This is a genomic window from Streptomyces sp. NPDC000878, assembly GCF_053599695.1.
This window is the reverse complement of the sequence record NZ_JBSFMT010000046.1, coordinates 52,762-78,221: the sequence shown is the minus strand read 5'-3', so window position 1 is coordinate 78,221 and position 25,460 is coordinate 52,762. Positions and strand designations below refer to the sequence as shown.

Here is a 25,460-nt window from a genome sequence, read left to right as displayed (position 1 = left end):
ATCGCACTCTCCGTGGCCCGAAGCGGCTTCCCCCAGCACCGACCGAGGAGCGTCAAGCATGACCCCGGACCAACCCCGCCACCGCACCGAGTCGGTCGACCCCACCGGCAGCCGGTACGACCAGCACTTCCTCGCCTTTCTCGGCGGCGCCGCCGACGCACGCGCGACGGACCTCCTGAAAAGCCACGCCGACGACCTCACTCAACTCCGCGACCTGGGCAAGGCACGCGCCGCCGCCCGCTCACTGCGCACCCTCGCCTCCGTCCACGTGTACGGCGGATCGGCGTACCACCACGACAGCACGCTGCTCGTGCCGCTCGAAGAACTGGCGGAAGCCCTCGCCGAGGAGCAGTTCGAGGACGGTCTGTGGGACCAGGGAGGTGCCCACTCCCCGCCGGACACCGCCTTCTCCGTCGTCGACCTCGCCCTGGCGTGGGGCCTTCTCGACCAGGACGCACACCCGTCCACCGAGCATCTGCGGAGCACGGTCGGGCGGATTCTCCGCACGGCCGGTCCAGGCCTCGCCACCGGCGGTGTCCACACGGCGAACCACCGCTGGCTGGTCTGCGCGGCCCTCGCCCGGGTCCACTCCCAGTGGCCCGACCCGTCCTACGTCCGTCGGATCGACGCCTGGCTCGCCGAGGGCATCGACCAGCTGCCGGGTGGCGAGTACAGCGAGCGCAGCCCCAACTACGCCGCGGCCGTCACCAATCCGGCCCTGTTGACGATCGCCCGCCTCCACGGACGCGAGGATCTCTACGCGAACGTACGGGCCAATCTGACCGCCGGGCTGTACCTCGTCGAGCCCAACGGCGAGGTGGAGACCGTCCATTCGCGGCGGCAGGACCAGACCATGCTGTGCCACCTCCCCGAGTTCTGGCTCCAGTACCGGGAGTTGGCGATCCGCGACGGCGACGGCCGGTTCGCCGCGGTGGCCGCGTTCCTGGGCGAACGCGGCACGGACCAGACCTTCGGCGAGACCCCGGCCGGCGACCGGCTCGCCGAGGTGCTGGACCGTCCCGAACTGGCCCGCCGGCTCCCCGAACCCGCCACCCTGCCCACGGACTTCGAGCACCATGACGACAGCTGCCGGCTGGTCCGCGTACGCCACGGCCGGAACACCGCGACCGTCTTCGGCGGTACGGACTTCCCCGAGGTCGGGGCCATCTCCTCAGGACTGTCCACCAACCCGACGTTCTTCAGGATGCGCAAGGGCGCGGCGATCCTCGACTCCCTGCGGCTGGCACCCCGGTTCTTCTCCCTCGGCCACTTCCGCGCCGAGGGCCTGGAGCGCGACGGGGGCGGATGGCGACTGCACGCCGAGGTGCGCGGCGCCTACCACCAGCCGCTGCCGCCCGGCCACCGGCACCAGGACGGCGGCTACCCGCTCACCGACGACGGCCGCTTCTGGTCGGCGATGGACTTCCCGCACCGCGATCGGGAGCACCGGACACTCCGTACGGAGATCCTGCTCCGGGAGTCGCCGGGCGGCGGCTGGGACCTGTCCTTCGCCCAGACCGGGTCCGACGTGCCGTTCGCCCTGGAGCTCTGCTTCCGGCCAGGGGGCGAGCTGACCGGCGACGGTCTGGAGCGGGTCTCGGAGGACACCTGTCAGCTGGTACACGGCGAAGCCACGTACACGGTGGGGGAGGACCGCATCGTCTTCGGCCCCGGCAACGGCAAAGGCGGCAGACAGCCACCGGTCGTCGACCCGGGCGAGCGCTACGCCTGGCTCGGCGGCTCCCTCACCCCGGACGGCATCCGCGTCCTGATCACCGGCCGTACGCAGACGACGTACCGGCTGACTTTGCGCTGACCGGAGGTCCGTAACGTGTCCGCCCTGTACCGCGATCCCGTCCTCAACGCCGACTGGCCCGACCCCGTACCTGCTAGCGCCCGTCCGGCATTCCTGCAGTCGTATGAACAGTTCGTGACAGGGCTCCCGCGAGGGCTCCTAGCCGTGCATGATCCATGATCAGAATCGGTCAGTCCGAGGAGCCACCATGTATTCACAGCCGGACCCTTCGCTGCCGGAACACGCATTCGTGGCGCATCCGTTCACCCGGCGTCGGCTCCTGGCACTCGCTCCCGCCGGAGCTGCGGCGCTCGTCCTGGGGGGCCCGGCCCCCGCCGCGTCGGCGGCCGACACGGAGCGGACGGCGTTGGCGCAGGAGGCGTACATCTGGGGCTTTCCGCTGGTGATGATGGAGACCTGTCTCGCGTCCGCGCGTGAGCAGAAGGTCCCGGTGAACCGTCTGTTCGTCGCCAACTCGCTTGCCACGCCTGCCACGAAGGCCGGCGGCCCGAACAACGACACGCTGTTCGGCTCGGCCTGGCTGGATCTGTCCAGGGAACCGCAGGTGGTGATCGTCCCGGACACCGATGACCGCTACTACTCGATACAGCTGCAGGACGTCTACACCAACACCTTCGCCTACATCGGCCGCCGCACCACCGGGACTCGTGCCGGCGCCTACGCGCTCACCGCACCCGGCTGGAAGGGCAGGCTGCCACGCGGTGTGACCCGCATCGCCGCGCCCACCGCCCAGGTGCTCGCCCTCACCCGCACCCTGGTCGAGGGCGAAGCCGATCTGCCCGCCGCGCGGGCCGTGCAGGCGAAGTACGCGCTGGCGCCGCTGAGTTGCTATCCGGAGCGTGCCGTCCCGGCGGAGGAGGTCGACGATCCGCTCAAGTTCCCCATCCTCGACCTCAGCGCGCAGGGCGCCGCCTACTTCGACAAGCTGTGCAAGGGGCTGGAGGCCGCCCCGCCGCCGTCCAGCGACCGGGCACGGCTCGCCAGGTTCGCGAAGATCGGCATCGGTCCGGGCCGCAAGCCGACGCGGAACGCGGACGCCGTCCCCGTCCTGGCCCAGGCGGCGCTCGACGCCAACAAACGCATCACCCAGTACGTCTTCGCCGTCGGCGTCAACGGCTGGACGGTCGCCACCGGCATCACCGGCTTCATCAAGGACCCGCTGTACCGCGCCGCGATCACCCAGTACGGCCCGGGCACGCACGTGTCCGAGGAGGCGCTGTACTTCACCGCGCGCAACGGCCCGGACGGTCAGGCCCTGACCGGAGCGAACCGCTACGCGCTGCGCTTCGCGGCCGGTGAACTGCCGCCGGTCGACGCGTTCTGGTCGCTCACCCTGTACGGCCAGGACTGGCGCCTCGTGGAGAATCCGATCCAGCGCTACTCGATCGGCGACCGCACGGCGGGCCTGTCCTACGGCACCGACGGCTCGCTCGAACTGCTCATCCAGAACGACGAGCCGTCGGAAGGCCAGGCCAACTGGCTTCCGGCGCCGACCGGTTCTTTCATCCTGGTCCTGCGCACCTACCAGCCGGGCGCGGCGCTGCTCGACGGCGGGTACGAAATGCCGCCGATCACGCTTGCCTGACCTCGTCTTTGCGGAAGCGTCGGCATGACACCACCTGCTGAACCCGTTTCGGCGTCTGCCTCATGTGCCGGGCGCGGCCTTCGCGGACGCCCCTGGTACCGCTCGCGCGCGGCGACGCTGACGCTGTCCGTGCTCGCCGTCGTGTGCGCGACGGGTCTCGTCGCCGTGCTTCTCAAGCTCGGCTTCTACGAGACGGAGACGGGGTGTACGCCTGCCGGTTGGCGTCCGGCCGCTACCGCTTGACCGCCCGGCTGCGCTGACCCCCTTGTGTGTCCCACCCGTCAGGCGGAGCGCAGCTCGAACCAGTCGAAGGCCGCGCTGCCCCGCGTCGCGTACATGCCGAAGACCCGGCCCGTGAAGCCGCCGGCGACCTCGGTGGTGAGGTAGCGGCCGTCCAGTTCGGCGAGGATCTCGAAGGAGCCGCTGTCCGTCTCGAAGCCCAGCCGGAGGGTGTCGGGGCCGCCGGCCCGGAGACCGGGCGGGGGAGTCGCCTCCTCCCCCGTGCCCCGGGTCGTGACCGTGGGCGGCAGGACGTCGGAGGTCGTCACATCGATCCGGAGGGTCACGGGGCCGGAGGGCACCGCCCGTTCGGCGACGGCGTGGCGCAGCGGGCCGATCCTGGCGACCGCGCGGATCACACCGTCGCCCGCCTCCACCTCGTAGTGGTGCGCCTCGTCCAGCCGTACCGCGAGCCCGCCCCGGCCGTCCTTCGTGACGTCGATCAGCGTGCGCGCGGTGCAGTCCGCGTCGCGCTGCCGTCGGCCGACGAAGATCGCGCCAGGGGTGTCGAGGCTGTCCGCGCGGGCGTGCAGCACCAGGTGGCCCGGTCGCTCGTCGAGTCGGACGGCCGCCGGTTCGGGCCGACGGAGCGAGACCCAGCGCGGAGCGAGCGTGGGGGAGCCGAAGTCGTCCCGGTCCGGTTCCGGCGGCCAGGGGTGAGGTGTCAACTCCGGTGCCTGGGCGCGTAGTTCCAGGGGGCCGGGCAGGGGCCACCCGTCCTCCCACCGCACCGGCGCCAGGAACGTCTCCCGGCCCATGCCGTGGTACATCGGGGTGTCGCCGCGCGGCCTGGTGCCCAGCAGCACCATCCACCAGGTGCCGTCGTGCGCCTGGACCAGGTCGCCGTGGCCGGTGTTCTGCACCGGATGGCCGGTACTGCGGTGCGACAGCACGGGGTTGGCCGGGTGCGGCTCGAACGGCCCCGGCAGCGCACGGGCGCGGGCTATCGACAGCGCGTGCCCGCGTTCCGTGCCGCCCTCCGACAGCAGCAGGTACCACCACTCACCGATCCGGTACAGATGCGGCCCCTCGGGATACTGCAGCCCGCTGCCCGACCACATCGGCACCGGCTCGTCCAGCAACTCCCCGGACTTCGGGTCGATACGCACACCACGGATCCCGCCGGCCGAGAACACGCACCAGCAGGTGCCGTCCTCCTCCCAGGCGAGGTCGGGATCGATGCCCGGCACGCCGATCGGCACCGGGTCGGACCACGGTCCGGCGGGATCCTCGGCGGTCACCAGGACGTTGCCCGCTCCGGCGACCACGGTGGTGATCAGCCAGAACAGGCCGTCGTGGTGGCGCAGCGTGGGCGCGTACACGCCCGTGGAGGAGGGGGCCGTGTCGGGCAGTGCCAGCTGCGAGGGCCGGTCCAGCGCATGCCCGACGAGCCGCCAGTGCACCAGGTCACGGCTGTGCCAGATCGGTACGCCGGGCACGTACTCGAAGCTTGATGTCGCCACGTAGTAGTCGTCACCGGCCCGGCAGATGCTCGGGTCCGGGCTGAAGCCGGGGATGACGGGGTTGTCGAAGAATGCCATGGTCGTCCGTTCCGAGGTGAGCGGGCGTGGCGGTGCGGAGGGTGGTGGTAGGGCCGTGGGGCCTGGATCGTTGAAGCGCTTCGAAGGTGGCATGCAGGGTATTTATCTGTCAACAGATCTACAGGCCGTTATCATCGAAGCGCTTCGACAAGTGGTGTCGACCGGTGGTGGATGCGCCCCGTGTTCCAGGTCAGGGGTGTGCCCGAGCCCATGGCGTGCTGGGCGGCGGGACCCGCCGTGGACTCGGAGGTTTCGGTGGCCATGCTCACTGTGGTCAGTCCTGGAGGAGGCCGATGCGCCGCAGCCACGACCGGACCCCGCCGTCGGTCTCCCGGACCTCCTCGCCGCGCACCGCGAGCCCTTCCCCGACGGTCGCGCCCGGGCAGAGCGCCGCGTAGTCGCGCTCGGTGGTGCCCAGTCCGCTCATCGCATGCGTCGTCACCGGGTGGACCGTCCTGCCCCGGAAGTCGTACCGCTCGGCGAAGGTCGACATGATCATGGGTGCCCGGACGTTCCAGATGGGGCTGGCCAGCAGCACCACGTCGTAACGGTCGATCGAGGACGGGAGGTCGACGACGGCCGGCCGGGCGTCGGCGTTCTGCTCGCGGACATTGCGGGCGACCGTGGCGTCGTAGTCGTCGGGGTACGGGTCGGCGGCCTCGATGCGGTGCACGTCGCACTCGATGTGCTCGCCGATCATCCGCGCGAGCACTTCCGTGTTGCCGACCTTGAGATCGGTGCGCCCGCCGTTGAAGTAGTTCTCGCCCGGCCGGGAGAAGTATGCGAGCAGGACCCGCTTCCCGGACGAGCCGGACGAGGCGGGCCGCTCGGCGGGCGTCGGCGCGTCCTCGCTCCGCGCGTCGCCGTCGCTCGGCCCGGACGCGGAACAGGCGGCGATCTGGAGGCCGGTCACGAGGGTGGCTCCTCCCAGCAGCGCACCACGAAGGAACGCACGTCGCCCCTGCATGGCGGGCCGGCCCTGCGGGGAGCGTCGGCGCGCCTCGCTGTAGTCCTCGGTCGCCCGGTGGACGCGGACGGGTTCAGCGGTTGATCCACCGCTGCATGTGCTCCGGGTAGCGGTCCCCGCTGACGTCGACCCGGTCGGCCGCCTCGGTGATCTCCGCCAGGTCCTTCGGGGTGAGTTCGACTTCGACGGCACCGGTGTTCTCCCGCAGACGGTGGATCTTCGTGGTTCCGGGGATCGGCACGATCCAGGGGTGCTGGGCCAGCAGCCAGGCCAGCGCGATCTGCGCGGTCGTGGTGCCCTTGCGCTCGGCGACCGACCCCAGCAGGTCGACGAGGGTCTGGTTGGCCGCGCGGGCCTCCTCGGTGAACCGGGGGAGGTTGCCCCGCAGGTCGGAGTCGCCGAAGGAGGTGGCACTGGTGATCGAACCGGTCAGGAAGCCCTTGCCCAGCGGGCTGAAGGAGACGAACCCGATGCCGAGTTCGAGCAGCGTGGGCAGGATCCGCTCCTCGGGCTCGCGCCACCACAGGGAGTACTCGCTCTGCAGTGCCGCGACCGGCTGTACGGCGTGGGCGCGGCGGATGACGTCGACCCCGGCCTCGGACAGGCCGAAGTGCTTGACCTTGCCCGCCGCGACGAGTTCCTTGACCGCCCCGGCGACCTCTTCGATCGGTACGGCGGGGTCGACACGGTGCTGGTAGAGCAGGTCGATGCTCTCCACGTCCAGCCGGCGCAGGGAGTCCTCCACGGTCGCCCGGATGTGCTCGGGGCGGCTGTCCAGGCCGGTGGACCGGGTGCCGTCGTACGAGAAGCCGAACTTGGTGGCGATGACGACGTCGTCGCGCACCGGTGCCAGGGCCCGCCCGACGAGTTCCTCGTTGGTGAACGGGCCGTACACCTGGGCGGTGTCGAAGAAGGTGACGCCCTGGTCGACGGCGGCGCGGATGAGGGCGATGCCGTCCTGGTCGTCGACCGCCGGGCCGTAGCCGTGGCTGAGCCCCATGCAGCCCAGTCCGATCGCGGAGACTTCCGGTCCGCTGCTGCCGAGGGTGCGGGTGTTCACAGCTCTGCTCCTCATGAGGTGCGAAGGCGTTCCGGGTGGGCCCGTCCGGATGGCTCAGGCGTCCAGGCGGCGTGCGCTGAGCCAGCTGACCATCGCCGGGTCGTGGTGGTCGAAGAACAGCGTCGCCCCGGTGTCCAGGGTGGCGATGGCCGCCATCTGGTCGTCGGTCAGCTCGAAGTCGAAGATGTCGAAGTTCTCCGCCATGCGCTCGGCGCGGACCGACTTGGGGATCGCGACGACCTCGCGCTGGGTCAGCCAGCGGAGCACGACCTGCGCCACGGACTTGCCGTGCTTCTCGCCGATCCCGCTCAGGACCGGGTGGGTGAAGATGTCGTTCTTGCCCTCGGCGAACCCGCCCCACGACTGGATCTGGACCCCGTGCTCGCGCATCAGTTCCTGGTCGGCGGTGCGCTGGAAGAACGGGTGGGTCTCGATCTGGTTGACCGCGGGGGTGATCTCGTTGTTGAGGGTGAGGTCGAGGAGGCGGTCGGGGTAGAAGTTGGCGACACCGATCGCCCTGACGAGGCCCTGCCGGTTCAGCTCCTCCATGGCACGCCACTGGCCGTACACGTCGCCGAAGGGCTGGTGCATCAGGTACATGTCGAGGTGGTCCAGGCCGAGCTTGTTCAGCGACGTCTCGAAGGCGCGCTTGGTGTTCTCCTGCGCGGGCCCGTCCTGGACCCACAGCTTGGTGGTGACGAAGAGTTCCTCGCGCGGGATGCCGCTGTTCTTGATGGCGTGGCCGACGGCCTCCTCGTTCTGGTACGCGGCGGCCGTGTCCAGCAGCCGGTAGCCGGCGGCGAGGGCGTCGGTGACGGCCTGCTCGGTCTGCTCCGCCGGGATCTGGAAGACGCCGAAGCCGAGGACGGGCATCTCGACGCCGTTGTTGAGGATGACGTACTGCATGGGGGGTCCTTACGTTTCGCGGGTTCTTCGAGCATCCCGCCATTCCGGCCCAGGTGGCAGGTCGGGCTGTGCCAGGGAGTGACGTTCAGGGGTGTGACAGGGCCCCCCACGCGGCTGCCACGCAGGTCAGCGCGGTGTGACACTGGTGATATGGCATCCGAGCAGAGCACCGGGCACGGCACCGGCAGGAGCGCCGACATGGAACTGGGCCGGTTCCTGCGCGCGCGTCGCACCCAGACCAGTCCCGGCGAGGTCGGCCTCACCGTGGGCACCGGACTGCGCCGCACCCCCGGGCTGCGCCGCGAGGAACTGGCCACGCTCTCCGGGATCAGCATCGACTACTACGTCCGTCTGGAGCGCGGCAAGGAGACCCGCCCCAGCCCCTCCGTGCTCGACGCCCTCGCCCGCGCCCTGCAACTCGACGAAGCCGAGCACCAGCACCTGCGCGACCTCGCCGCCCGCGCGGCCCGGTACGCCCCCGAACCGGCGCCGCCGCCCAGCCGGACCGTGGGCCCGCACCTCGAACTGGTCCTGGAGTCGCTGCGGCCGAACCCGGCCTACATCGTCAGCCGCAGCATGGACCTGCTCGCCTGGAACCCCGGCGGCCTCGCCCTGTACGCGGGCCTCGCCGACTGGCCCGCCACCCAGCGCAACCTCGCCCGCTACCTCTTCCTCCACCCCACCGCGCCCACTCTCTTCCCCGACTGGGACAACCAGGTCCGCGGCTGCGTCGCCCGGATCCGCGCCCAGGCCGGTACCGACCCGGACGCCCCCGACTTCACCAGCCTGGTCGGCGAACTCCTCCTCAAGAGCCCCGACTTCGCCAAACTGTGGGACCGCTACGACGTAGTCGGCCGCAAGAAGAAGCAGAAGACGTTCCACCACCCCCAGGTCGGCGTCCTCACCCTCAGCGGCCAGAGCATGCACCTCGAAGACACCCCCGGCCAACGCCTCGGCGTCTACACCGCCGAGCCGGGCACCCCCGACCACGACGCCATGCTCCTGCTCGACATGACAGCACCGCAGGCTGCCGGGCATCCCGATACGAGGGCCGAGAAGTTCTAGTCCCGGGGTAGGCCGGCGCCCGCCAAGTCGCCGCAACCAGCGGGCAGTTCGGCCCGCGAACAGGGAGTTGCCGCCCAGCTCGAAGAAGTCGTCGTCCGGACCGACGGGGAACGCTCAGCACCGCACTCCAGATCCCGAGGCTCGTGGTGAGACCGCCGTCGGCGGCAACAGCGGGGGCGGAGCGGAGGGCGGTCGGTGCGGGGAGCCGGGCCGCGTCCTGTGTGCCGTTGGGGGCGGGGGAGTGTGTCCCGCGCGGTGATCGCGGCCGGTTTCCTCCGGCACGTCGTCGACGGCGTCACCGCACCCCGAACCCCGTCACCTCAGGCGGGGGTCGACATGGACCTTGGGTCCAGGGCCCGCGCCCGCCGGGCGTTCACCCGCGAGGACGGGGCCGGCCTGGTCCAGGCCCACCGTCGCGGCGACCAGTGGCCTCGGATCGACCGAACCCTCGGCGTACGCCCGGATGGTGGCGTCGAGACCGGGGGAGGCGGACAGGACACCGACCGCGGTGACGTCCTTGAGGACGAGCGTGCGTGTGTCGATGCGGCTCGGTGCGCCGGACAGGCCGATGTAGACGACATGGCCCGCAGGTTCGACCAACTCAAGGGCCAGGTCGGGGAGATGGGCCGCGTTGGAGGCGTCCACGACCGCGTCGTACGGCAGATCCGGGACGGAGTCCTCCCGCCAGGTGTGCTCGAAGCCCAGCTCGCGGGCGAAGGCGAGCGAACCGTCGGTCGCGCCCATCAGGTGGACCTCCGCACCGGCGGCACGCGCGAACATCGCGACCAGCAGCCCGATCGTGCCCGGACCGAGGACCAACGCCCGGTCTCCGGGCCGTAGTCGGGCGGCCTGGGTGGCGCGCAGGGCGTTGCCTCCCGGCTCGACCAGCGCGCCCAGTACCTCGTCGACGGAGTCGGGCAGGACGTGCAACGAGGAGGCGGGCACCGCGAGTTGTTCGGCGAGGGCACCGGCCCGCCCGCCGCGGATGCCGACCTCCTGCCGTTTCTCGCACACGTGTTGAGCGCCCCGCCGACAGCGACGGCACGCACCGCAGCCGAGCATGGTGTCGCCCATGACCCGGCGGCCGGTCCACTCGGGGTCGACCCCGTCGCCGACCGCCGCCACGCGCCCCGCCCACTCGTGGCCGAGGCGCATCGGGTAGGAGGAGTGGCCCTGGTGGAGGTAGGCCATCGCGCCGGTGTGGAACTCCATGTCGGTGCCGCACACGCCGACCCGCTCCACGTCGACGACGACCTCACCGGGGGCCGCCACCGGAGCGGGGACCTCCTGGACCTCGTACTTCCCGGGGGCCGTCAGGACGAACGCGCGTATGAGACCGCGGGCGTTCACCGTGGGCCGAGCACGTGCTGGCGCTGGCTGCCGAGGTGGGTGATGCCCAGTTCCATCACATCCCCCGGCCGCAACCACACCGGCGGCTTGAAGCCCATGCCGACGCCGGGCGGGGTGCCGGTGTTGATCAGGTCGCCGGGTTCCAGGACGAGGAACTGGCTGAGGTAGTGCACGATGAAGTACGGGTCGAAGATCATGGTCTTGGTGCTGCCGTTCTGACGGCGGACACCGTTGACGTCGAGCCACATGTCGAGCGCGAGGACGTCGTCGATCTCGTCGGCGGTGGCCAGCCAGGGGCCCGCCGGATTGAAGGTCTCGGCGGACTTGCCCTTCGCCCACTGCCCGCCCCGCTCCAGTTGGAAGGCGCGCTCACTCACGTCGTTGACGACCACGTATCCGGCGATGGCCTCGCGGGCCTCCTCCACCGAGTCGAGGTAGCTGGTGCGGCGGCCGATCACGATGCCCAGCTCCACCTCCCAGTCGGTCTTGGCGGACCCGCGCGGAATGAGTACCTCGTCGTTCGGGCCGACGAGGGTGTTCGGCGACTTGGTGAACAGGATCGGCTCGTCCGGCACCGCCATCCCGCTCTCGGCCGCGTGGTCACGGTAGTTGAGCCCGATGCAAAGGATCTGGTGCGGACGGGCGATCGGGGCGCCGATCCGCTCCCCGGCGAACCGGGCCACCCGACCGGCGGCCGTCCGCTCGGCCACGACGGGACGGACCCGGTCGAGGCCGCCCGACCCGAAGAACGCCTCGTCGAAGTCCGTGACGGTGTCGGAGAGGTCGACATACGTCTCGTCGTCGACGCGGGCGACGGGCTTCTCGGCGCCCGAGGCACCGATGCGCATGAGATACACGGGGTCAGTCTCCAGTTCGACCGGCGGGGCGGTGGGGGTTGTGGTGGTTGAGGGCTTGCCTGTCGCTCGTCATCGGTGCGGCTCCGCCAAGGGGCCGAGCAGCTCCCGGATCTCCTCCACCGCTTCGACCAGGGTCCGCAGCGGCGTCCGGTACGTGAGCGCGCTGACGCTCACGGCGCCGGAGGGGGTCGTCGGCGAGGTCGCGTACACGGGCAGGGCGAGGCAGTTGACGCCCGGTTCGTTCTCCTGGTCGTCCACGGCATAGCCCCGGTCGAGGGTGGCCCGCAGGTCGACGTACAGGTCGACGGTCGTGCACAGGGTCTGAGGCGTGCGGCGGATCAGGGGCGCGTCGCCGATCCACGCCTCGACCGCCGCCACCGTCGCCAACCGGTGGGCGAGCAGCGCCTTTCCGACGCCGGTGGCGTGGGCCGGGTTCCGGCCGCCCACCGTCGAGGTCAGCCGGACGGCGCCGGTGGGCGGGTCGACCTTGGCGCGGTAGACGACCTCACGGCCGTCCAGGACCGCGTAGTGCGCCGTCTCGCCGAACCGGTCGGCCAGCGCGTCGAGCACGGGACGTATCCGGACGTGCTCGGGACGTTCCTCGTGATGCGCGAAGGCCATCCGCAGGAACTCGTCGCCCAGAACATAGCGACCGCGCGCGCCCTGGTCGGCCAGCCCGGCCCGGCGCAGGGCCCCCAGCGCCCGGTGCACGGTCGGCTTGGGGCTGCCGACCACCCGGGTCAGCTCCTCCAGACCGACGCCGTCGGGATACCGCGCCAGCTCCTTGAGGACGGCGAGCACCCGGTCCGACCCCACGAGCCGCGCGGCGTCACCGTCGCCACCGGCGACTTCCTCGGTCACGGGGGCTGACGGGCCGTCGTACATCTGCCTATGCTCCATGAGGTTCCGAAGAATAGACCACTGTACCAATTATTGGAAAGGGTCACCGGTGAAGCTTCGCAGCGCACAGTGGTACGAGGGGCAGGGCCGCAACGCCTACATCCACCGGGCCTGGATGCGCCGGGGCACACCGGACGACGCCTTCACCGGCCGGCCGCAGATCGCCATCGCCAACACCGCCTCCGACCTCACCCCCTGCAACGCACACCTGAACGAGGTGGCGGCCTCCGTCCGCAACGGTGTGTACGAGGCCGGGGGCATCCCCCTGGACCTGCCCGTGGTGTCGCTCGGCGAGACACAGGTCCGCCCGACGGCCATGCTCTGGCGGAACATGGCGGCGATGGCCACGGAGGAGATGCTGCGGGCCAACCCGATCGACGGCGTCGTCCTGCTGGGCGGCTGCGACAAGACGATCCCGTCGCTGCTCATGGCCGCCGCCTCGGTGGACCTGCCCGCGGTCGTCGTCCCCGGCGGGCCGATGCTGACCGGGACCTTCCGGGGCACGCCGCTGGGCTGCGGCACCGATGTGTGGCGGCTGTCGGAGGAGGTGCGGGCCGGCACGCTCTCCGAGGAGCAGTTCACCCGCTCCGAGTCGGCGATGATCCGCAGCCGCGGGCACTGCAACACCATGGGCACCGCCTCGACGATGGCCCTGGTCGCCGAGGCGCTGGGCACGGTCGTGCCGGGGGTGGCCGGCACCCCGGCGCCCGACAGCCGGCTGCTGGAGGCCGCCCACGGCACCGGCAGGCTGGCGGTGGACATGGTCGCCGCCGACCGCCGTCCGGGCACCTTCCTGACCAAGGCGTCCTTCCACAACGCGATCGTCGCCCTGGCCGCCATCGGCGGATCGACCAACGCCGTCGTGCACCTGCTGGCCATCGCCGGACGCCTGGGCATCGACCTGTCGCTCGACGACTTCGACCGGATCGGCTCCCGCGTCCCCGTCCTGGTGGACCTCCAGCCGGCCGGCCGCTTCCTCATGGAGGACTTCCACCGCGCCGGAGGCCTGTCCGCCGTCCTGCGCGAGGTACGCGACCTGCTCGATCCCGACGCGCTCACGGTCACCGGGGAACCGCTGGTGAACCATCTCGACGACGCCCCCATCTGGGACGCCGAGGTCATCCGCACCCGCGCGAAACCGCTGGTCGCGGAGGGCGGCATCGCGGTCCTGCGCGGCAACCTCGCCCCCGACGGAGCGCTGGTCAAACCGGCGGCGGCCTCCCCGCACCTGCTGCGCCACCGGGGACGGGCGGTCGTCTTCGACTCGATCGAGGACTTCCACGCCCGTATCGACGACCCGGACCTCGACGTGGACGCCGACTCGGTGCTCGTCCTGCGCGGCTGCGGCCCCAAGGGCTACCCGGGCATGCCCGAAGTCTCCAACATGCCGCTCCCGAAGAAACTGCTCGAACAGGGCGTCCGTGACATGGTCCGGGTCTGCGACGGCCGGATGAGCGGCACCGCCTACGGCACCGTCGTCCTGCACGTGGCCCCCGAGGCGGCGGCAGGCGGCCCCCTCGCCCTCGTCCGCACCGGTGACGTCATCGACCTGGACGTCGAGGCCCGGCGCCTGGACGTCGACGTACCCGCCGACGAACTCGCCCGCAGGACCCCCAACGCGGCCACGCTCACCGGCTTCGCCAACCCCCGGCGCGGTTGGGAACGCCTGTACGTCGACCACGTCCAGCAGGCCGACACGGGCGCCGACCTGGACTTTCTCATCGGGTCCAGCGGCTCGGAGGTGAGCCGTGAATCGCACTGACGGGAGCCCCGCGAGAGCGAGAGGCGGGACGATCATCAGATCGGCCCTCGTCACCGGCGGCGCGAGCGGCCTCGGCGCGGCCACCGCCGCACGGCTGCGGGCCGACGGCCTGAAGGTGACGACGCTCGACCTCGCCCCGCACGGCGCCGACATCCGCGCGGACGTCACCGACGAGGAGGCACTGCACCGGATCGCCGCCGAGATCGGACCGGTGGACGTCCTGGTCAACTCGGCCGGCATCGTCGGCCCGAACAAGCCGCTCACCGAGACCACCACCGAGGAATGGCGCCACGTCCTCGACGTCAACGTCCTGGGCACCGTGAACACCATGCGGATCTTCGTCCCCGGCATGCGGGAGCGCGGCTGGGGCCGGGTGGTCAACCTCGCCAGCATCGCCGGGAAGGACGGCAACTCCGATCTCTCGGTCTACTCCGCGTCCAAGGCCGCGGTGATCGCCCTGACCAAGTCGGCCGGCAAGGAGCTGGCCACCAGCGGCGTCCTGGTCAACGTCGTCGCGCCCGCCGTCATCGCCACGCCCATGAACGCGAACACGGCCCCCGAAGTACTGGACCGCCTCACCGGCCTCATCCCCATGCGCCGGACCGGCCGCCCGGAGGAGGTCGCCGAACTGGTCGCCTTCCTGGCCTCCGACCGCGTCAGCTTCTCCACCGGCGCGGTCTACGACATCAGCGGCGGGCGCGCCACCTACTGACCGCCGGCGCCGTCTTCATCGTCTGCGTCCCCGTCCCGGTTCTGCCGGCTCCACTCCCGGTACGCGGCCACCGCGGTCGGCAGGGTCGGGAAGATCCGGTCGGCGCCGACCGACTTGATCAGGCCGTACGCCGACAGGTCGTGCCACAGGTCCTGCTTGACGCGGGCCAGGGCGAACTCGACGCCACGGCCGGTCAGTTCGAGGCGCAGGGCGTCGACCGCGTCCAGGGCGGTGATGTCGACCTCGACATTGGCCTCCGCGTTGAGGACGAACCAGCGGACCGGGATCTCCTGGGCGTCGACGGCGGCCAGCGCACGCGCGTGGAAGTTCTCCGCGTTGGCGAAGAACAGGGGCGAGTCGTAGCGGTAGACGAGCAGACCGGGGATCGTCCGGGCCTCGGGGTAGTCGGCGATGTCGTGCATGCCCGCCACCCCGGGGACCAGGCCCTGGACCGCGTCGTGCGGGCGCGCCACCCGGGTCAGCAGCTCGGCCACCGACAGACCGACGGCGACCAGCACCCCGTACAGGATGTCCAGGGCCAGAACGCCCACCAGGCAGCCGAGCGCCAGCAGCAGTTCGCGGCGGCGGAAGGACGCCAGCCGGCGGAAGCCCGCCAGGTCGATCATGCGGACCGCCGCGTACACCACGAGCGCGCCCAGCACGGCCGTCGGGGTGTGCGTCAGCAGCGGGCTGAGGAGGAGCAGGACGGCCAGCACCGCCCCGGCGGCGACGAGGGAGTACGCCTGGCTGCGGGCGCCCGTCGAGGCTGCGAGCGCGGTACGGCTGGCGCTGCTGCTCACCGGGAAGCCGTGCAGCGCGCCCGCGCCCAGGTTGGCCGTGCCCAGGGCCAGCAGCTCCTGGTTGGCGTCGAGCCGGGGACTCTCGGCGGTGGTGAACGCCCGTGCGGTGAGGATGAAGTCCGTGTAGCCGACCAGCAGGACGCCGAGAGCGGGCAGCACCAGGTGCGGGAGTTCGGTCAGGTCCGGTACGGCGAGACCGGGCAGGCCCGCGGGCACGTCGCCGATCACCTTGATGCCGTGCCGGTCGTCGAGGCCGAGGGCGGCCACCGTCCCCGTGGCGAGCACCACGGCCAGCAGCGGGCCGGGGACGGTACGGAGGAAGCGCGCCGAGACGAACAGGAACGCGAGCGCGGCGGCGGCGAACAGCAGCGTGGGGAGATGAGTCTGCGTCAGATGCCGTACGAAGGACCACAGTTGGGGGAAGAAGCCGGAGCCCGTCGTCCGTACCCGGGTGAGCTTGGGCAGCTGGTCCACGATCATGATGAGCGCCACGCCCGCCAGGTAGCCGATCAGGACCGGGCGGGAGAGCAGGTCCGCGACGAAGCCCAGCCGGACCGCCCACGCCACCAGACACAGCAGCCCGACGGTGACCGCGAGCGCGGCCGTCAGGACGGCGTACCGGGCCGGGTCACCGGCGGCGAGCGGGCCCACCACGGTCGCCGTCATCAGCGCGGTCGTGGACTCCGGGCCCACCGACAGCAGCCGCGAGGAACCGAACAGGGCGTACAGGGCGAGCGCGGGCAGGATCGCCCAGAGCCCGGCGACCGGCGGCAGCCCGGCCACACCCGCGTACGCCATGACCTGCGGGACGAGGTACGCGGCCACCGTCACCCCGGCCAGCAGGTCGCCGCGCAGCCAGGAGCGCCGGTAGCCGAGGAGAGTGCCCAGGCCGGGCGTCAGCCGGCGCCACCCCGGAACGTGCACGGCCGGTCGGTGGGGCATGAGGTTCCTTCCGTCGCGTGACCTCATGATCCACCGACCGGCTCAGAGGCCCGCCGTGTGGTCGGGTACGTAGGTCTGCAGATCGCGCGGCGGGCGTACGTAACCGGTCGACGCCGGCCGGGCCGGCAGCTTCAGCACCGGCGGCGGGACCTCGTGGTAGGGGAGCGTGCTCAGCAGATGGGCGATCATGTTGAGGCGGGCCCGGCGTTTGTCGTCGCTCTCGACGACGTACCAGGGGGCCTCCGAGACGTCCGTGTGGACCAGCATCTCGTCCTTGGCCCGGGAGTACGCCTCCCAGCGGGTGATCGACTCCAGGTCCATCGGCGACAGCTTCCAGCGCCGGGTCGGATCGTCGAGGCGCTGACGGAACCGCTCCTGCTGCACCGCGTCGCTCACCGAGAACCAGTACTTGCGCAGCAGGATGCCCTCCTCGATCAGCATCCGCTCGAACTGGGGGCACTGGCGGAGGAAGAGCTGGTACTCCTCCTTCGTGCAGAAGCCCATGACGTGCTCGACACCGGCCCGGTTGTACCAACTACGGTCGAACAGCACGATCTCCCCGGCCGCCGGCAACTGCTCGACGTACCGCTGGAAGTACCACTGCGTGCGCTGGCGCTCGGTGGGCTTCGGCAGGGCCACGGTCCGGGCGACGCGGGGGTTGAGGTGCTCGGCGACCCGCTTGATGGTGCCGCCCTTGCCGGCCGCGTCCCGCCCCTCGAAGATCACGACCAGCCGGGCGCCCGTGGTGCGCACCCACTCCTGGAGCTTCACCAGTTCCGTCTGCAGACGCAGCAGCTCCGGCTCGTACACCTTGCGCGACAGGGTCGCCGCCTTCTTGCCGGCCATGCTGCCTCCACCAAGGTCGAACACCAGAACAGCACCGTACTGACGGACGACGAGCCGCGCACCCTGGTTGCCGTTCCCCGGTGGCTTGTGCGGGCGCGGAAAAGTCGTCACACTGGACACCGAACGAATGGTCGGTTGGGGAGCTGGTAGTGATGACGACGACACACTCCGCCGCCTCGGACGCGGGCGGCGCCGGGCAGACTGCCGAGAACCCGCTGGAGGAGCACTTCGAGGCGACGATCGCGCGGGACCGCCGGATCGAGCCGCGCGACTGGATGCCCGAGGGCTACCGGAAGACGCTGGTCCGGCAGATCGCCCAGCACGCGCACTCGGAGATCATCGGCATGCAGCCGGAGAGCGAGTGGATCACCCGTGCGCCCTCGCTGCGCCGCAAGGCCATCCTCTTCGCGAAGGTCCAGGACGAGGCCGGGCACGGGCTGTACCTGTACTCGGCCGCCGAGACGCTCGGCGTCGACCGCGCGGATCTCACCGAGCGGCTCATCGAGGGCCGCCAGAAGTACTCGTCGATCTTCAACTACCCGACGCTGAGCTTCGCCGACGTCGGCGTGATCGGCTGGTTCGTGGACGGCGCGGCGATCTGCAACCAGGTGCCCCTGTGCCGCAGTTCGTACGGGCCGTACGCGCGCGCGATGGTGCGCATCTGCAAGGAGGAGTCCTTCCACCAGCGCCAGGGCTACGAGCTGCTGATGACGATGATGCGCGGTACGACGGCACAGCGCGCGATGGTCCAGGACGCCGTCGACCGCTGGTGGTGGCCTTCCCTGATGATGTTCGGCCCGCCCGACGACGCCTCGCCCAACTCCGCGCAGTCCATGGCCTGGAAGATCAAGCGGCACACCAACGACGAACTGCGCCGGCGCTTCGTCGACATGACCGTCCCACAGGCCGACAAGCTCGGCGTGACCCTGCCCGACCCGGAACTGCGCTGGAACGAGGAGCGTGGACACCACGACTTCGGCACCCCGGACTGGGACGAACTGATGCGCGTCATCAAGGGCGGCGGCCCCTGCAACACCGAACGGGTCGAACGGCGCCGGACCGCCCACGAGGAGGGCGCCTGGGTCCGCGAGGCGGCCACCGCGCACGCCGCCAAGCAGGACGCGCGGGCCGCGAAGGAGGCAGTGGCATGAGCGACGGGACGTCTTCGAACGAGTGGCCCCTGTACGAGGTGTTCGTGCGCGGCAAGCGCGGCCTGAACCACGTCCACGTGGGCTCGCTGCACGCCGCCGACGACCGGATGGCGCTCACCCACGCGCGGGACCTGTACACACGGCGCAACGAAGGCGTGAGCATCTGGGTGGTGCGCTCCGAGCACATAGCGGCCTCCTCGCGCGACGAGAAGGACCCGTTCTTCGCGCCGAGCGCCGACAAGGCCTACCGCCACCCCACCTTCTACGACATCCCCGACGACGTCCCGTACATCTAGCCCGAGGAGAGGAGCAGCGGACATGAGCAACAGCGAGAACGACGACGACCACGTCTATCTCTCCCTCGCCGAGGGCCACGACGACGGCAGCGACGCCCGCTGGGCCTTCGGCACCGGGTTCGAGGACCCCCTGTACGGCGTCGACACGACCGTCCCCGAGGGCGTCGACGCCGGCGAGCTGGCCGCGACCTGCGTCGAACTCGCCGACGACGCGCTGGTGTCGGCCCAGCGGCTCGCCGAGTGGTGCACCCGCGCCCCCGAATTGGAGGAGGAGGTGGCACTCGCCAACATCGGCCTCGACCTGCTCGGCCAGGCCCGGCTGCTGTACGCCCGCGCGGGCCAGGTCGACGCCACCGGACGCGGCGAGGACGCGTACGCCTACTTCCGCGACGCCGACGACTTCCGCAACGTACAGCTGGCCGAACTGCCCATCGGGGACTTCGCGTTCTCGATCGTGCGGCTGCTGGCACTGTCCAGCTGGCGGCTCGCCCACTTCGAACGCCTCGCCGCCCACCGCGATCCGGTGCTCGCCGCGATCGCCGCGAAGGGCGCCAAGGAACTGACGTACCACCGCCAGTACGCCGCCGAATGGGCCGTCCGCCTCGGCGACGGCACCGAGGAGTCGCACCGCCGGATGCGCATGGCCCTGGACCAAGTCGCCCCGTATCTCGGCGAGTTGTTCGCGGCGTACGACGTCCAGGGCGAGGTCGTCGAGGTGTTGGGGCAGGTCGCGGAGGCCGCCGGGCTGACCGTACCGCCCGTTCCACCGGCGCACGGCGCCGGGCGCGACGGGCGGCACACCGAGCATCTCGCGCCGCTGCTCGCCGAGTTGCAGAGCGTGGCCCGCGCCCACCCGGAGGCGACATGGTGACCGTGACCGGGATCGAGGACGTCCGGCGCGCCAGGAGCATCGCCGAGCGGGTGCCCGACCCCGAGCTGCCCATGCTGACCCTCGCCGACCTCGGCGTCCTGCGCGGAGTGGAGGTGACCGGCGACGGGACGGTGGTGGCGAGCCTGACCCCGACCTACTCCGGCTGCCCGGCGATGGCCGAGATGCGCGCCGCCGTCGCCGCCCGGCTGCGCGCCGCGGGGTACGCGCGCGTGGAGATCCGTACCGTCCTCGATCCGCCCTGGACCAGCGACTGGATCACCCCGGCGGGCCGCCGCAAGCTCACCGAGCACGGCATCGCCCCGCCCGGCGCGGCACCGCGCGGCCCGGTCACCCTCTCGCTGCTGCCCACCCGGCGCACCGTGCCCTGCCCCCGCTGCGGCTCGGCGGACACGGAGGAGACCTCCCGTTTCGCCGCCACGTCCTGCAAGGCCCTGTGGCGCTGCCGGGCCTGCCGCGAGCCGTTCGAGTACGTCAAGGAGATCTGATGGCCGCGACCGTCTCCCCGACCACCGCACCGGCGGCCACTCCGGCCACAGCCCGTCGCCGCCCGGTTTTCCACGCCCTGAAGGTCGCCGACGTACGACGCCTGTGCGCGGACGCCGTCACCGTCGGCTTCGAGGTGCCGGACGGCCTGGCCGCCGAGTACGCCTTCGCGCCCGGGCAGTCCCTCACCCTGCGCCGGGAGTTCGAGGGGCGTGAGGAGCGGCGGTCGTACTCGATCTGTGCCCCGGCCGGCGAACAGCCGCGCATCGGCGTACGGGTGGTGCCCGGCGGCCTGTTCTCGTCCTGGCTGGTCGACGAGGTGCGCCCGGGTGACGTCCTCGACGTGATGACCCCGACCGGCGCCTTCACCCCCGACCTGACCGCACCCGGCCGCCATGTCCTGATCGCGGCGGGCTCCGGCATCACCCCGATGATGTCGATCGCCGAGTCGGTCCTGGCCGCCGACGACCGCTCCCAGGTGACCCTCCTGTACGGCAACCGGCGTACGGACACCGTGATGTTCGCCGACGAACTGGCGGACCTGAAGGACCTGTACCGTACGCGCTTCCAGCTGGGCCACGTACTGTCCCGCGAGCCGCGTGAGGCCGAGCTGCTCTCCGGCCGCCTGGACGCCGAACGGCTCGCCGCGCTGCTCGCCGGTCTCGTCGACGTCCCCGGCACCGACCACTGGTGGCTGTGCGGACCGCACGGCATGGTCCGCGACGCCCAGCAGCTGCTGGCCGGGCTGGGCGTGCCCGCGGGCCGCGTCCACCAGGAACTCTTCTACGCCGACGACCAGCCGTTCCACGAGGTCCAGCACACGGACGCGGTGGCCGACGGCCCGGTGAGCCGGGTCACGATCACCCTCGACGGCCGCTCCACCACGACCGCGCTCTCCCGGGAGACGACCGTTCTGGACGGGGCCGCGCGCACCCGCCCCGACCTGCCGTTCGCCTGCAAGGGCGGCGTCTGCGGCACCTGCCGGGCCCTGGTCACCTCGGGCGAGGCGGACATGCGCCGCAACTACGCCCTCGAACCCGCCGAGGTCGACGCGGGCTACGTCCTGACCTGCCAGTCGTTCCCCGTCTCGGAGACCCTGACCGTCGACTACGACAGCTGACCCGGAAAGGGGCGGCCGGGTTTGACGGGGCCCGCTGCGGCAACCCGATCGGGGTGACCTCTACGACTACGACTACGCCTTCGCAACAGGAACTCTTCCGGTTCCTGGAGGACCGGTTCGTCTGCGCCCAGGCGTGCACCGAGTGCGCACGGGCGACCGCACGGCGCGCGAGCTTCGTCGACCCGGACGGGTCCGCCGACGACGCCGTCGCACGCCGGAAGGGCATCCTGTGCGCGGAAGTCTGCGACGCGACCTGCCGACTGCTCTCCGAACAGACACCCCAGGACGAGGCCGCCCTCCGCCTCCAACTGGACTGGTGCCGCACGGTCTGCCTGGAGACCGCCCAGATCCTCGACGACCACCTCGGCGCGGAGGACGCGGCGAAGGCATGCCGGGAGTGCGCACAGGCGTGCGAGGACTTCATACGGACGATGGGGACGCCGGGCTCCGTGCGCGACGGTGGCGGCTGAGAGGGCCCGCGTCCCACGCGCTCCCTACTCCTCGTACCCCCTACTCCTCATGCTCCCTACTCCTTGTACTGCCTACTCCTCGTGCTCCCCGTGCGGTGCCCCCAGCCGCGACCCCACCCGTACGTTCCAGCGCCCCGCCCGACCGCTCAACTCCGTTGCCGTCAACGGCGGAACGTCGATCCGCCAGAACGCCGACTCGGGCGCCCCCAGCACCCGTACCGTCACCGCCCGCACGACCTCCGGCTCGACGACCGCGACGGAGCGGCCCGTGACCTGGGCCGCCGTGTCGTCCAGCCAGCGCGCGACCCGGTCGCACAGCGCGCGCACCGACTCGCCGCCGTGCGGGGCCGACTGAGGGTCCGTCAGCCACTGGGCCAGCGCCTCCGGTTCCTTCTCCGTCACCTCGGTGAGGGTCGTGCCGCGCCAGCGGCCCGCGTCCAGGCCGGCCGGCCCGGCCGGGCCGGGCGCGGACCCGGCGTCGAGGCCCAGTGCCTGAGCCGTCTCCCGGCAGCGTGCGGTGGGGGAGACCCAGACCCGGGAGACCGGCGGGAGCGTCCCTGCCGCCGCCCGGGCGAGCCGCAGGCCCGACTCGTCCAGGGGACAGTCGTCGTCGAAGCGGGCCTCCCGCAGGGCCGCGCTGATCGCCGGTGAGATCAACATCACTCGGCTCGTCATCCGGTGGCCCCCGCGCTGCTCATTCCTGCCCCAATGTCGTTGTCATGTACGGAACTTGAGGCAGCGTGCGGCGCCCCGGTGCGCCGTACGCCGTCCCATGCGCCCTTGGCCGCGCCCCCGCTTCGCGGTACGTTCTCGTCGATATTGACGACGGTTCGACGGAAGCCGGTGGGAATCCGGCACGGTCGCGCCACTGTAAGCCCCGTACGCACCCTCCCCGGTGCGGCCCGGGGGCAAGTCAGACCCGTGACTGTCGTCCTCCGCACCACCGATACGGGACGCGAGTTCCCCCAGGAGGTCCTGCTCATGGCACAGTCCGCCGTTCAGCCGACCGCTGCTCCCACCGCCGTACCCGCGAAGCTGCCGATCGGGGCGATCGCCCCCTGGGCGGTCTTCTTCGGCGTGCTGATGCTGGTGCTGCTCTACTTCGTCGGCGCCGAACAGGGCGCCACCTCCCTGGTCTCCGGCGAGGGCGTGCACGAATGGGTGCACGACGCCCGTCACCTGCTCGGCTTCCCCTGCCACTGACGACGACAGGGAAACGTACGAGCCCATGAACTCCACAACTGTCAGAAACCTCCTGGTCCGCGGCATGCTCGCGGGCCTTGTCGCGGGTGCGCTCGCCTGGGTCGTCGCCTACCTCCTGGCCGAGCCGCTCGTCGACGACGCCATCGCCTTCGAGGAGGCGCACGCCGCGCACGAGCACGGCGGCGAGGAACTCGTCTCCCGCGCGCTGCAGTCCACCGTGGGCCTGGGCACCGGTGTCCTCGTCTACGGCGTCGCGTTCGGCGGCATCGCCGCCCTCGCGTACTGCTTCGCGCTCGGCCGGATCGGCCGCTTCGGGCCGCGCGCGACGGCGCTGCTCCTCGCGGGGGCCGGGCTGTTCGCCGTGTACGTCGTGCCGTTCCTCAAGTACCCCGCCAACCCGCCCGCCGTGGGTGACGAGACCACCCTCAACCAGCGCACCGCGCTGTTCTTCCTGATGGTCGCGCTGAGCGTGCTGCTGGCCGTCGGCGCGGTGATCCTGGGCAAGCGCCTCGCACCGAGCCTCGGCAACTGGAACGCGACCCTCGCCGCGGGCGGCTTCTTCGTCCTGGCAGTCGGACTCGCGTACGCGTTCCTGCCGTCGTTCACCAACGAGGTCCCGGAGGGCTTCTCCGCGAGCCTGCTGTGGCAGTACCGCGTGGCCACCCTCGCCATCCAGACGACCATGTGGACCGCGTTCGGCCTGGTCTTCGGCCTGCTGGCGGAACGGCTGCTGGTGCCGAGGGCGGCTGCGGCCGTCGGCGCGAGCGGCGCCGAACCGCAGGCAACTCCTGTGGCGCACTGAGCAGTTCGCAGCTCCAGCCTGAGGGGGTCCCGGACGTCCGGGACCCCCTCAGGCATGTACGCACCCTTGCGCGTACCCATGGGCGCACCGCCATTCCCAATTTCTGGAACACGTTCTACCGTGTGCGCCGACAGGTCCGGCCCAGGGGAGCCAGCAGGAGGCGCCGTGCATCTCGAATACACGCCCGAGCAGCAGCGACTGCGTACCGAACTGCGCGCCTACTTCGCCGAGTTGGTGCCGGACCGCGCCTACTCGCGGTTCGGCGACCCGGCCCTCCAGAAACGCTTCTACCGCGAGACCATCCGCCGCCTCGGCGCCGACCGCTGGCTCGGCGTCGGCTGGCCGCAGGAGTACGGGGGGCGCGGGCTGACCCCGATGGAACAGTTCATCTTCTTCGACGAGGCCGCCCAGGCGGGCGTACCGCTGCCGCTCATGGCGCTCAACACCGTCGGCCCGACGATCATGCGCTACGGCAGCGACGAGCAGAAGACGTACTTCCTGCCGAAGATCCTGGCCGGCGAGATCGACTTCGCGATCGGCTACAGCGAGCCGGAGGCGGGCACCGACCTGGCGGCCCTGAAGACACGCGCGGTACGGGACGGCGACGAGTACGTGGTGAACGGCCAGAAGATCTGGACGACGAACGGCGACACGGCCGACTGGGTCTGGCTCGCCGTCCGCACGGACCCGGACGCCCCGCCGCACAAGGGCATCACCATGCTCCTCATGCCGACCACCGACCCCGGCTACTCCTGCACCCTCATCCGCACCCTCGCCTCGCACGACACCACCGCCAGCTACTACGAGAACGTCCGCGTCCCCGTCGCCCACCGCGTCGGCGAGGAGAACCAGGGCTGGCGGCTGATCACCAACCAGCTCAACCACGAACGCGTCACCCTCGCCGCACACGGCACGATGGCCATCCGCTCCCTGCACGACGTACAGCGCTGGGCGATGGAGACCAAGCTCGCCGACGGCCGCCGCGTCGTCGACCTGCCCTGGGTCCGGCGCCGTCTCGCCCAGACCCACACCAAGCTCGACGCGATGAAACTCCTCAACTGGCAGATGGTGAACGCCGTCCAGGAAGGCACCCTCACCCCGCAGGACGCCTCCGCCGTCAAGGTGTACGGCTCCGAGGCCCGCCGCGAGGCCTACGCCTGGCTCCTGGAGATCGTCGCCGCCCCGGGCGCCCTGAAGGAGGGCTCGGCCGGCGAGATACTCCACGGCGAACTGGAACGCGGCTACCGCTCGGCCGTGATCTTCACCTTCGGCGGCGGCAACAACGAGATCCAGCGGGAGATCATCTCGTGGATCGGGCTGGGGATGCCGAGGGTGCGGCGCTGACCCGTTGTGACCACAGACGCCAGTTGTCACATACCGCGGATAGCTGGCACCAGGATTCTGCGTGATCGAGATAGCCGCTGGGCCGTGACAAGACAGTCGGTGCTCCGCCACGACGACAGGAATCGCACTCGACTCCGCGACGAGGGCAGCCGCGGGCCGCCGAGCCTTTCAGTTCCAACTACCGTGTCACGGCACACTCTCATCCGCTGTGAATTCAAGATCGAGTGGTTGCCGTCTGCCGGGCCGCGAGTTCTCCGTTGGCGCCGCGGCCGAGATTGCCTCCGGGTGTACACCAGCGGCAGCGGGCGTCC

The 25,460-nt window shown here is 71.2% G+C and carries 25 protein-coding genes and 1 riboswitch; of the genes, 14 read left to right on the top strand and 11 right to left on the bottom strand.

Annotated elements, in window-relative coordinates; genetic code table 11:
* Positions 1 to 58: 58 nt before the first annotated feature.
* Complete coding sequence (locus ACWDR4_RS32340; RefSeq protein WP_450413670.1) at positions 59 to 1,816, top strand: hypothetical protein; 1,758 nt, start codon at positions 59 to 61, stop codon at positions 1,814 to 1,816.
* Between the two features lie 187 nt (positions 1,817 to 2,003).
* A complete protein-coding gene (locus ACWDR4_RS32335) occupies positions 2,004 to 3,401 on the top strand; it encodes a DUF1254 domain-containing protein (protein ID WP_450413669.1) in 1,398 nt (465 codons plus the stop codon).
* 281 nt (positions 3,402 to 3,682) lie between these two features.
* Here ACWDR4_RS32335 and ACWDR4_RS32330 read toward each other — a convergent pair whose 3' ends face one another.
* The 5 genes from ACWDR4_RS32330 to ACWDR4_RS32310 all read right to left on the bottom strand — a co-directional run bounded on the left by ACWDR4_RS32330 (position 3,683) and on the right by ACWDR4_RS32310 (position 8,154).
* Positions 3,683 to 5,221 (bottom strand): glycoside hydrolase family 43 protein, encoded by a 1,539-nt coding sequence (locus tag ACWDR4_RS32330; protein WP_450413668.1) that lies wholly within the window; start codon positions 5,219 to 5,221, stop codon positions 3,683 to 3,685.
* A 131-nt stretch (positions 5,222 to 5,352) separates the two neighbouring features.
* The gene (locus ACWDR4_RS32325; RefSeq protein ID WP_450413667.1) at positions 5,353 to 5,484 is read right to left on the bottom strand and encodes a hypothetical protein; all 132 of its coding nucleotides are present in this window, start codon (positions 5,482 to 5,484) and stop codon (positions 5,353 to 5,355) included.
* Positions 5,485 to 5,495: 11 nt separating this feature from the next.
* The gene (locus ACWDR4_RS32320; RefSeq protein ID WP_450413666.1) at positions 5,496 to 6,134 is read right to left on the bottom strand and encodes a flavodoxin; all 639 of its coding nucleotides are present in this window, start codon (positions 6,132 to 6,134) and stop codon (positions 5,496 to 5,498) included.
* A 127-nt stretch (positions 6,135 to 6,261) separates the two neighbouring features.
* Positions 6,262 to 7,248 (bottom strand): aldo/keto reductase, encoded by a 987-nt coding sequence (locus ACWDR4_RS32315; protein WP_450413665.1) that lies wholly within the window; start codon positions 7,246 to 7,248, stop codon positions 6,262 to 6,264.
* A gap of 54 nt (positions 7,249 to 7,302) precedes the next feature.
* On the bottom strand, positions 7,303 to 8,154 hold the full coding sequence (locus tag ACWDR4_RS32310; protein WP_450413664.1) for an aldo/keto reductase: 852 nt from the start codon (positions 8,152 to 8,154) through the stop codon (positions 7,303 to 7,305).
* Positions 8,155 to 8,304: 150 nt separating this feature from the next.
* Between ACWDR4_RS32310 and ACWDR4_RS32305 the strand changes: the two genes are divergently transcribed.
* Positions 8,305 to 9,219 (top strand): helix-turn-helix transcriptional regulator, encoded by a 915-nt coding sequence (locus tag ACWDR4_RS32305; RefSeq protein WP_450413663.1) that lies wholly within the window; start codon positions 8,305 to 8,307, stop codon positions 9,217 to 9,219.
* Between the two features lie 315 nt (positions 9,220 to 9,534).
* Here ACWDR4_RS32305 and ACWDR4_RS32300 read toward each other — a convergent pair whose 3' ends face one another.
* From ACWDR4_RS32300 to ACWDR4_RS32290, 3 genes are all read right to left on the bottom strand, one after another.
* Entirely contained in the window at positions 9,535 to 10,569 is a 1,035-nt protein-coding gene (locus ACWDR4_RS32300) for a zinc-dependent alcohol dehydrogenase (RefSeq protein WP_450413662.1), read from the bottom strand.
* A complete protein-coding gene (locus ACWDR4_RS32295; protein WP_450413661.1) occupies positions 10,566 to 11,426 on the bottom strand; it encodes a fumarylacetoacetate hydrolase family protein in 861 nt (286 codons plus the stop codon). Before ACWDR4_RS32295 ends, ACWDR4_RS32300 begins: the two co-directional genes overlap by 4 nt.
* Positions 11,427 to 11,495: 69 nt before the next feature.
* Positions 11,496 to 12,326 (bottom strand): IclR family transcriptional regulator, encoded by an 831-nt coding sequence (locus ACWDR4_RS32290; protein ID WP_450413660.1) that lies wholly within the window; start codon positions 12,324 to 12,326, stop codon positions 11,496 to 11,498.
* A 49-nt stretch (positions 12,327 to 12,375) separates the two neighbouring features.
* Here ACWDR4_RS32290 and ACWDR4_RS32285 point away from each other — a divergent pair, with 49 nt between their 5' ends.
* Positions 12,376 to 14,088: an IlvD/Edd family dehydratase gene (locus tag ACWDR4_RS32285; RefSeq protein ID WP_450413659.1), complete on the top strand. Its 1,713-nt coding sequence runs from the start codon at positions 12,376 to 12,378 to the stop codon at positions 14,086 to 14,088.
* Positions 14,075 to 14,800, top strand: coding sequence for an SDR family NAD(P)-dependent oxidoreductase (locus ACWDR4_RS32280; RefSeq protein ID WP_450413658.1), 726 nt, complete (start codon positions 14,075 to 14,077; stop codon positions 14,798 to 14,800). The genes ACWDR4_RS32285 and ACWDR4_RS32280 overlap by 14 nt, the downstream gene beginning before the upstream one ends.
* On the opposite strand, the gene ACWDR4_RS32275 is transcribed toward ACWDR4_RS32280, so the two are convergent.
* Both ACWDR4_RS32275 and ppk2 read right to left on the bottom strand, forming a co-directional pair.
* On the bottom strand, positions 14,794 to 16,542 hold the full coding sequence (locus ACWDR4_RS32275; protein ID WP_450413657.1) for a SulP family inorganic anion transporter: 1,749 nt from the start codon (positions 16,540 to 16,542) through the stop codon (positions 14,794 to 14,796). The genes ACWDR4_RS32280 and ACWDR4_RS32275 overlap by 7 nt on opposite strands.
* Positions 16,543 to 16,584: 42 nt before the next feature.
* Positions 16,585 to 17,388, bottom strand: a complete 804-nt coding sequence (ppk2, locus tag ACWDR4_RS32270; protein WP_450413679.1) for a polyphosphate kinase 2 — start codon at positions 17,386 to 17,388, stop codon at positions 16,585 to 16,587.
* A 152-nt stretch (positions 17,389 to 17,540) separates the two neighbouring features.
* Between ppk2 and paaA the strand changes: the two genes are divergently transcribed.
* The 6 genes from paaA to ACWDR4_RS32240 are packed head-to-tail and all read left to right on the top strand — an operon-like array spanning position 17,541 to position 21,800.
* Positions 17,541 to 18,539, top strand: coding sequence for a 1,2-phenylacetyl-CoA epoxidase subunit PaaA (gene paaA / locus ACWDR4_RS32265; RefSeq protein ID WP_450413656.1), 999 nt, complete (start codon positions 17,541 to 17,543; stop codon positions 18,537 to 18,539).
* Entirely contained in the window at positions 18,536 to 18,835 is a 300-nt protein-coding gene (paaB, locus tag ACWDR4_RS32260) for a 1,2-phenylacetyl-CoA epoxidase subunit PaaB (RefSeq protein WP_450413655.1), read from the top strand. Before paaA ends, paaB begins: the two co-directional genes overlap by 4 nt.
* Before the next feature lie 22 nt (positions 18,836 to 18,857).
* Positions 18,858 to 19,706 carry a 1,2-phenylacetyl-CoA epoxidase subunit PaaC gene (gene paaC / locus ACWDR4_RS32255; RefSeq protein ID WP_450413654.1) on the top strand — a complete coding sequence of 283 codons (849 nt, stop codon included), beginning with the start codon at positions 18,858 to 18,860 and terminating at the stop codon, positions 19,704 to 19,706.
* The gene (gene paaD / locus ACWDR4_RS32250; protein WP_450413653.1) at positions 19,700 to 20,212 is read left to right on the top strand and encodes a 1,2-phenylacetyl-CoA epoxidase subunit PaaD; all 513 of its coding nucleotides are present in this window, start codon (positions 19,700 to 19,702) and stop codon (positions 20,210 to 20,212) included. The genes paaC and paaD overlap by 7 nt, the downstream gene beginning before the upstream one ends.
* Positions 20,212 to 21,330: a 1,2-phenylacetyl-CoA epoxidase subunit PaaE gene (gene paaE / locus ACWDR4_RS32245; protein ID WP_450413652.1), complete on the top strand. Its 1,119-nt coding sequence runs from the start codon at positions 20,212 to 20,214 to the stop codon at positions 21,328 to 21,330. Before paaD ends, paaE begins: the two co-directional genes overlap by 1 nt.
* A gap of 53 nt (positions 21,331 to 21,383) precedes the next feature.
* Positions 21,384 to 21,800, top strand: a complete 417-nt coding sequence (locus ACWDR4_RS32240) for a ferredoxin (RefSeq protein WP_450413651.1) — start codon at positions 21,384 to 21,386, stop codon at positions 21,798 to 21,800.
* Between the two features lie 72 nt (positions 21,801 to 21,872).
* Here the strand turns inward: ACWDR4_RS32240 and ACWDR4_RS32235 are convergent, their stop codons facing one another.
* On the bottom strand, positions 21,873 to 22,475 hold the full coding sequence (locus ACWDR4_RS32235) for a histidine phosphatase family protein (protein ID WP_450413650.1): 603 nt from the start codon (positions 22,473 to 22,475) through the stop codon (positions 21,873 to 21,875).
* A gap of 135 nt (positions 22,476 to 22,610) precedes the next feature.
* Positions 22,611 to 22,743, top strand: a riboswitch (cobalamin riboswitch).
* Positions 22,744 to 22,781: 38 nt separating this feature from the next.
* Between ACWDR4_RS32235 and ACWDR4_RS32230 the strand changes: the two genes are divergently transcribed.
* From ACWDR4_RS32230 to ACWDR4_RS32220, 3 genes are all read left to right on the top strand, one after another.
* Entirely contained in the window at positions 22,782 to 23,003 is a 222-nt protein-coding gene (locus ACWDR4_RS32230; RefSeq protein WP_369029652.1) for a CbtB domain-containing protein, read from the top strand.
* A gap of 25 nt (positions 23,004 to 23,028) precedes the next feature.
* Entirely contained in the window at positions 23,029 to 23,805 is a 777-nt protein-coding gene (locus ACWDR4_RS32225; protein WP_450413649.1) for a CbtA family protein, read from the top strand.
* 165 nt (positions 23,806 to 23,970) lie between these two features.
* Positions 23,971 to 25,149 (top strand): acyl-CoA dehydrogenase family protein, encoded by a 1,179-nt coding sequence (locus ACWDR4_RS32220; RefSeq protein ID WP_450413648.1) that lies wholly within the window; start codon positions 23,971 to 23,973, stop codon positions 25,147 to 25,149.
* The last annotated feature ends 311 nt before the right edge of the window (positions 25,150 to 25,460 follow it).

Bases quoted from the DNA above. Each gene is read 5' to 3' on its own strand.
- paaC (WP_450413654.1), top strand. From the start codon at position 18,858: ATGAGCAACAGCGAGAACGACGACGACCACGTCTATCTCTCCCTCGCC.
- ACWDR4_RS32275 (WP_450413657.1), bottom strand. From the start codon at position 16,542: ATGCCCCACCGACCGGCCGTGCACGTTCCGGGGTGGCGCCGGCTGACG.
- paaD (WP_450413653.1), top strand. From the start codon at position 19,700: ATGGTGACCGTGACCGGGATCGAGGACGTCCGGCGCGCCAGGAGCATC.
- ACWDR4_RS32330 (WP_450413668.1), bottom strand. From the start codon at position 5,221: ATGGCATTCTTCGACAACCCCGTCATCCCCGGCTTCAGCCCGGACCCG.
- ACWDR4_RS32325 (WP_450413667.1), bottom strand. From the start codon at position 5,484: ATGGCCACCGAAACCTCCGAGTCCACGGCGGGTCCCGCCGCCCAGCAC.
- paaE (WP_450413652.1), top strand. From the start codon at position 20,212: ATGGCCGCGACCGTCTCCCCGACCACCGCACCGGCGGCCACTCCGGCC.
- ACWDR4_RS32340 (WP_450413670.1), top strand. From the start codon at position 59: ATGACCCCGGACCAACCCCGCCACCGCACCGAGTCGGTCGACCCCACC.
- ACWDR4_RS32335 (WP_450413669.1), top strand. From the start codon at position 2,004: ATGTATTCACAGCCGGACCCTTCGCTGCCGGAACACGCATTCGTGGCG.
- paaB (WP_450413655.1), top strand. From the start codon at position 18,536: ATGAGCGACGGGACGTCTTCGAACGAGTGGCCCCTGTACGAGGTGTTC.
- ACWDR4_RS32225 (WP_450413649.1), top strand. From the start codon at position 23,029: ATGAACTCCACAACTGTCAGAAACCTCCTGGTCCGCGGCATGCTCGCG.
- paaA (WP_450413656.1), top strand. From the start codon at position 17,541: ATGACGACGACACACTCCGCCGCCTCGGACGCGGGCGGCGCCGGGCAG.
- ppk2 (WP_450413679.1), bottom strand. From the start codon at position 17,388: ATGGCCGGCAAGAAGGCGGCGACCCTGTCGCGCAAGGTGTACGAGCCG.
- ACWDR4_RS32310 (WP_450413664.1), bottom strand. From the start codon at position 8,154: ATGCAGTACGTCATCCTCAACAACGGCGTCGAGATGCCCGTCCTCGGC.
- ACWDR4_RS32290 (WP_450413660.1), bottom strand. From the start codon at position 12,326: ATGGAGCATAGGCAGATGTACGACGGCCCGTCAGCCCCCGTGACCGAG.
- ACWDR4_RS32305 (WP_450413663.1), top strand. From the start codon at position 8,305: ATGGCATCCGAGCAGAGCACCGGGCACGGCACCGGCAGGAGCGCCGAC.
- ACWDR4_RS32230 (WP_369029652.1), top strand. From the start codon at position 22,782: ATGGCACAGTCCGCCGTTCAGCCGACCGCTGCTCCCACCGCCGTACCC.
- ACWDR4_RS32235 (WP_450413650.1), bottom strand. From the start codon at position 22,475: ATGACGAGCCGAGTGATGTTGATCTCACCGGCGATCAGCGCGGCCCTG.